This is a genomic window from Weissella bombi (assembly GCF_900094835.1).
Classification (GTDB): domain Bacteria; phylum Bacillota; class Bacilli; order Lactobacillales; family Lactobacillaceae; genus Weissella; species Weissella bombi.
Genome location: NZ_FMAO01000023.1, coordinates 1 through 6,575, shown reverse-complemented (window position 1 = coordinate 6,575; position 6,575 = coordinate 1). Strand labels below are relative to the sequence as shown.

4 protein-coding genes, 1 tRNA gene and 1 rRNA gene are annotated in these 6,575 nt (G+C 36.0%); all 6 read left to right on the top strand.

Going from position 1 to position 6,575, the window contains the following annotated elements; translation table 11 throughout:
* A partial coding sequence (locus tag GA0061074_RS09255; protein WP_092464047.1) for a GH25 family lysozyme occupies positions 1 to 1,062 on the top strand: 1,062 nt, incomplete at its 5' end.
* A gap of 470 nt (positions 1,063 to 1,532) precedes the next feature.
* Complete coding sequence (locus GA0061074_RS08875; RefSeq protein WP_092464045.1) at positions 1,533 to 3,077, top strand: Ppx/GppA phosphatase family protein; 1,545 nt, start codon at positions 1,533 to 1,535, stop codon at positions 3,075 to 3,077.
* The gene (locus GA0061074_RS08870) at positions 3,074 to 5,221 is read left to right on the top strand and encodes an RNA degradosome polyphosphate kinase (RefSeq protein ID WP_092464043.1); all 2,148 of its coding nucleotides are present in this window, start codon (positions 3,074 to 3,076) and stop codon (positions 5,219 to 5,221) included. Before GA0061074_RS08875 ends, GA0061074_RS08870 begins: the two co-directional genes overlap by 4 nt.
* A gap of 23 nt (positions 5,222 to 5,244) precedes the next feature.
* Positions 5,245 to 6,195, top strand: coding sequence for a Ppx/GppA family phosphatase (locus tag GA0061074_RS08865; protein ID WP_092464038.1), 951 nt, complete (start codon positions 5,245 to 5,247; stop codon positions 6,193 to 6,195).
* 177 nt (positions 6,196 to 6,372) lie between these two features.
* Positions 6,373 to 6,489 (top strand): 5S ribosomal RNA (gene rrf, locus GA0061074_RS08860).
* A gap of 7 nt (positions 6,490 to 6,496) precedes the next feature.
* Positions 6,497 to 6,569: transfer RNA gene (locus GA0061074_RS08855), tRNA-Asn, on the top strand.
* Positions 6,570 to 6,575 lie beyond the last annotated feature (6 nt).

The window sequence follows — 6,575 nt, the reverse complement described above, 5'->3', positions numbered from 1 at the left end:
ATTGGTTATGGTGCTAATACTGAGACAGTGTCAGCTAACACACCTCGTGTTGATATGGTTGATGTTTCTAACCATAATGGCGCAATGACAACACCTGAGTTCACGTACATGCGTAACAATTACGGCTTGAAGGCAGTTACAACCAAAATTAGCGAAGGTGTTGGGTTCCATGATTGGACGGCACGAGGTAACATTGCAGCTGCACAACAAGCAGGTGTTTACATCAACGGTTATCACTATTTACATGCAACCACAGTATCTGGTGCAATTCAAGAAGCACGATATGCGGTGAACATGGCCAAAGCTGATGGGTTACCTGTTGGCGCTGTGCTGGCAGTTGATATTGAAAATCAAAATCAAATAGCCATGGGACGTGCAATGCAACCTGTTGCTCGTGCGTTTGAAAACGAGGTAGCTCGTTATGGTGGCTACCGTTCAACGACTTATACAGGTGGTTCAGCCATTTCAGTTAGTCCAGATGGAGAGAAAGCGTGGATAGCGGCATATCCATACGTACCAACATCAACAATGCATCAATACGATACTGAACATGCTTGGCAATGGGGTTCAAAGCAAACTTTTGCTAGCTCATTAGGTGTATTTGACGTCAACGTCTTATATGATGATTTCTTTACCGCCGGTACTGATAAAGATGCTATTGTACCTAATGTGACACCTAGCAGCAAGCCAGTTAAGCCGGCTGTAAATAATGACACTTCTGCGATTAAAAAGTTTAAGAATGCCGATAATCGATTTACAGCTTATAGAGGTTTCCGAGTAGACAAGATTGCCTACGTCAACGGTATGTGGCAAGCTATTAACTACAACTTTGCAGGTGGCAAGGATGCAAACTGGACTACCAATGGTATTCCATTAGCTGTATTAGATAACGTAACTCGTGGTAACTATCGTGCAACTCGTGTAGGCGATACGGTAAAGTTCATGCGTGGTTATGATTATGGAACGATTGATCAATATGACAATAAGTCAAATGGAACAGGTATCAAAGAAGGTGCTTATGGCATGATTTGGTACAATGCTGATTCGTTGTTAACCAAATAAAATTAAGTCCCACTAGGTTATGTTAAAATACATAGCTTAGTGGGGCTTTTTTGTGTTGTGAATGAATCTTTAAATTTGTAGCATTTTTTGTAGCACTGATAAAAACAATTAATAGTAATTATTATCTATTTATATAGTAGAAAACTGTTAAAAAAGAAAAATATAGTGTACTATTTTTTACAATTTATTATATTTTGCCCCCAGTCGGCATGCGATAACTCTTACATTTCTTAATTTAAGAATATGTGAGAGTATTTTTTTGTTCTATGTACCTATATTTACTAGGTGACATAACGAGAAAGTAAATAATAATTAAAAATAGACGTCATCTGATAGGTTTTATTAGATGACGTTTTTTGTGTACTTTTATATCCCCAAAATATTTTCTAATAGATTTAATCGAGAAAAATACGGTATACTAACATTATGAAAATTAAAAAAGAAAAATTGTAAATTGGGGAGATTTTTATATGGCTCAAAAATACTTTGGGGTAATGACAGTTAACATTACAGGGGTGGAATTGGTCATTGTTAACTTAAAAACGCATAAATCTCTGGAAAAAGTAAGTAAAGATATTAACTTAGGGGACGATATCTATCGTAATCGACCAGTACAATTTGAATCAGTTAACAGGTTGGTTGAAGCGTTAACCGGGTTTATTCAGATTTTACATGATTACGATGTTGAAAATTATCAGTTATGGGGTAGTCAAGGACTGTCACAGGCAATCAATGCTGACTTTATTGCTGATCAGTTTTATCTTCATACAGGTCTTGAAATTAATTGGTTATCGATTAGTGACGAAGCTTATTATCGTAACCAAAATATTTCCTTAGAACTTGAAAAACAGCAAGAAAACGTGCCTGAAATAGTTTATCTTGTTGGTATTACATCAGGAAATACATCAATTACACGTTTTGATAATGGTAAGTTTGTGACCTCAACAAATTTTTCATTAGGACCCATTAAAATTGCAGAAGATTTAGATAGTTTACGGCGTTCAGCGCCTAATTCGATTGGTGTATTGAATGACTATATTGATAGTAAGTTAAAAGATTTTGATCGTGGGGGTCAAGTAACATTATTACCTGATAATAATAAAGAAACACAGGTGATACTATTAGGGACATCTTCCATTAAGAAGATGGTGGCGGAGTATACACATGATAGTACTGAAAAAGTAGTATCGATTAATGTCTTTCGTGATTTATTAGATGATATTGTCGATGCTTCAGATCAATATCTGATTGAACAGTTAATGATTCATGAATCGGCTACGCCATTAGTATTACCGGAACTACTATTAACACGTCGAATCTTACAGTTAACAAATGCAAAAACACTGCGCTTTTCAGATTCTAGCGTTATTGATGGTGTTGTTAATAATGAAGAGGTTGCATTAGGATTTTCTAAACATGATTTTAGTAATCAAACGATTAAAATGGCCGTTAATCTTGCTAATCATTATAATGTAGAACCTGTCCATCGAGAGATTGTGACTAAATTTGCACGACATTTATTTAATCAGTTAAAGCCATTGCATATGTTAGGTAAGCGTGAGGCAGTTTTGTTAGAAGTGGCTTCAATTTTACATGATGTCGGTAATTATATTAGTGTCCATTCCCACTATGTACATTCTGAATATATTATTCGTAATTCGGATATTATTGGCTTGTCTCAAGAAGAAAAGGAAATTGTGGCTGCTATTGCAAAATATCATAGTGCTACCACACCAAGTGCTGATTTGAGTCATTTTAGTCAAATTTCAGCTGAAAATCGACGCTTGATTTCAAAGCTAGCGGCTATTTTGCGCTTGGTGGATGCTTTGGATGATGACCGTCAACAAAAAATAGAAAAAATTTCTGTATCTATTAAGACGCATCACGTCATTATATCAGCGTACAGTAATGCTAATTTAGCGTATGAAAATTGGGTATTTAATTCAAAGAGTCAGTTTTTCCAAGAGACATATGGATTAAAACCAGTACTTAAGCAAAAGGGGGTTAAGTCATGACAAAAATCGATTATGAAGATCCAAGTCTTTATACTAATCGTGAATTAAGTTGGTTAGATTTTAATGATCGAGTCTTAGAAGAAGCTCGGCAAAAGACTAATCCCTTGTTGGAGCGTTTAAATTTTTTGGGAATTACACAGAGTAACATGGATGAGTTTGTTATGGTGCGTGTCGCATCTTTGGCAAAATTGATTGCAGTAGAATGGGACGGTCGTGATGCCTCAGGGTTAACGCCAACACAACAATTGAAGGCTGTGAATGATAAGGCACATGAACAATTAATTAAACAATATACAACGCTTAATCGTATTTTATTGCCTGCTATCAAACAAGTTGGTATTAATTTGTTACAGGTAGATGAATTAACTGATGAACAATTTAGATACATTAAAGATTATTTTCATGATGAGTTGTACCCAGTATTAACGCCAATGGCTGATGATAGTTCACGTCCATTCCCATTTATTAGTAATGACACGATTAACTTGTCTTTACGGTTAACTAAAAAAGATTCAGATAAATCATTATATGCAACATTACAGGTGCCAAAAATTTTCCCTCGCGTTGTTAAATTACCTGGTGGTGAAAATGATTTTATTTTGTTAGAGAATATTATTGAACGTTTTGTGTCACAATTATTTATTAATTATGATATTCAAGAAGTTGCAGTTTTCCGGGTTATTCGTGACATGGATTTGGATGTTGCTGAGGAAGACACATCAGATCTATTGAAAGAAGTACAACAACAGTTGAAGTTACGTGCTCATGGTAAGGTTATTCGTCTAGAAGTCGCCTCAACCATCAGTAAAAAATTACGTAAACGCTTAGTGCGAGAGCTAAAAACGGATGAAGACTCTGTATACGAAGTTAATGGACCAGTTGATTTAAATTTCTTAGGGAAATTAGCTGATAAGGTGACGGGGCATGATGACTTAAAGTATATTCCTTTCAAACCTTATCAGAATGAAAAGCTAACGTCAGAATACAATATTTTCGATACAATCAAGCAACACGACCAATTAATGCAGCATCCATATGACAAGTTTGATTCGGTGGTGGAATTTATTCGCCAAGCATCTATTGATGAAGGCGTATTAGCGATTAAAATGACATTATATCGTGTGTCGGGAAATTCACCGATTATTAAATATTTAGGACGAGCTGCCCAAAATGGTAAACAAGTCACAGTGTTGGTTGAAGTAAAAGCGCGGTTTGATGAAGAGAATAATGTTCACTGGGCGCGTGAGCTTGAACAAATGGGATGTCACGTTATTTATGGGTTGGTTGGTCTTAAGACACACTCGAAGTTATCACTGGTTGTACGACGCGAAGAGAGTGGTATTAGACGCTATGTCCATTTAGGAACTGGTAACTACAACGATAGCACTGCCCATTTTTATACGGACATTGGTTTATTAACTGCTAATAATAACATTGGTGTTGATGTCACTAACATTTTTAATATGTTGTCGGGTTATTCAAAGCCACCTTATTTCCATAAATTGCATATTTCGCCTAACGGTATTCGTGAATTTATGATTAATCGATTAGATCTAGCGATTGAATATGCGAAATCTGACCGACCAGTTAGGGTTCGAATGAAAATGAATTCTTTATCTGATCAAGAAATGATTGCCAAAATGTATGAAGCTTCTCACGCGGGTGTCACAATTGATTTAATTATCCGAGGTATCTGTTGCCTAAAGCCTGGTATTAAAGGGATTAGTGATAATATCACGGTACATTCAATTGTTGGTCGATTCTTAGAGCATAGTCGGATTTATATTTTTGATTTTGATGGTGAACAACAAGTTTATCTGGCTTCAGCAGATTTAATGACACGAAATCTAAACCGCCGTGTTGAACAAATGTTCCCAATTGAGAAACCAACTTTGTTAAAACGAGTATTAGATATTTATCAAACTATGTGGGATGACAATGTCAAAACTAGGGTTTTAGAGGCGGATGGTACATACCACCGCGTAGATCGTCGTGGTCATGCTTCATTAGATGCACAAGAATTTTTTGCCGCACAAGCAACACATTTAGTGATGGCTAATAAAGAAAAAAAGCATCATAATAATCCAGACCAATTTCAACCAATGATGAGTCCGGAGAACCAAAATGAGCCGCTTGGTGATTAGGAAAAGAAAGTAGGGGAAACACTATGGAAAATTTTGTCGTAATTGATTTAGGGTCAAATTCAGTGAGAATGACAGTTACTAAGATTAATGAAGACGGGACTTATGAAACAGTTACGCAAATGAAAGAATTTGTGCGTCTCTCTGAAAATATGGGGCCAGAAAAGGTTCTAAAGCCAGAAGCCATCAAGCGAACTTTTGCAGCATTGCAGTCATTTAAAGATGTTTATGATAAATTAGATAATGTTTGCATTAAGGCAGTAGCAACAGCCGCTGTGCGCCAAGCAGTTAATCAAAAAGCATTTTTAAAGAAAGTGAAGTCAGAGTTCGACATTAATTTGGAAGTTATTTCTGGAACGCAAGAAGCTTACTATGATTATATTGGTGTGACTGAGACGTTGCCTGTAACGAATGCCGTATTAATTGATACTGGTGGTGCAAGTATTGAAATTGTCCTTGTTCAAAACGGTAAGGTGAATAATTTAATTAGTATACCAATTGGATCAGTGACCATTTCTTCTGATTTTGATTTTAGTAATCAAATTGCTGCTTCTGAATTATTTAAAGCAGTTATTGCCATGAATGATATTTATCAAAATATTTGGTGGCTTAAAAATGGTATGAACTTACCAATTATTGGATTGGGAGGAAGTAACCGTACACTAGCTAAGATTAATCGACGTCGTGATCGATTGTTTAACATGGAAGATATTCATGGTTATAAAATTAAGGGTACGCAAGCAAATAAGACTTTCGAAGATATTATTGGTTTGGATTACGAAGGACGTAAAGAAGTACCTGGAATCAGTAAAGATCGTGCCGATATTATTGTTGGTGGGTTAATACCGATTGTATTGCTAATGAACATGTTAGATTCTGAAAAGATTACTTTTTCAACCAGTGGATTGCGTGTAGGTATCTTGCATGAGCATTTACATGATGTTTTACGTGCCAATGTTGAAGGCGAACAAAAATAAAGTATAAAATATGAAAAATGGGCTGTTAATTAACCAAATGAGATTGGTTGAATTAACGGCTTTTTTCATTTTATTTTAAACCATGTCCATTAGTTTTTACTGTAAAAGGTATTGACAGAGAACAAATTTAGAGATAATATATTTTATTGTAAGTGATGTACTTACATTGATAAAACGTGTCGTGATGATGACACTGAGGTCACACCTGTTCCCATACCGAACACAGCAGTTAAGCTCAGTAGTGCCAAAAGTAGTTGGAGGATCGCCTCCTGCGAGGATAGGACGTTGCGATGCATATCATTCCGAATTAGCTCAGTTGGTAGAGCACACGACTGTTAATCGTGCTGTCGTCGGTTCGAGCCCGACATTCGGAGTAATTG

Excerpts from the sequence above, each read along its gene's own strand:
- GA0061074_RS08875 (WP_092464045.1), top strand. The coding sequence starts at position 1,533 with ATGGCTCAAAAATACTTTGGGGTAATGACAGTTAACATTACAGGGGTG.
- GA0061074_RS08870 (WP_092464043.1), top strand. The coding sequence starts at position 3,074 with ATGACAAAAATCGATTATGAAGATCCAAGTCTTTATACTAATCGTGAA.
- GA0061074_RS08865 (WP_092464038.1), top strand. The coding sequence starts at position 5,245 with ATGGAAAATTTTGTCGTAATTGATTTAGGGTCAAATTCAGTGAGAATG.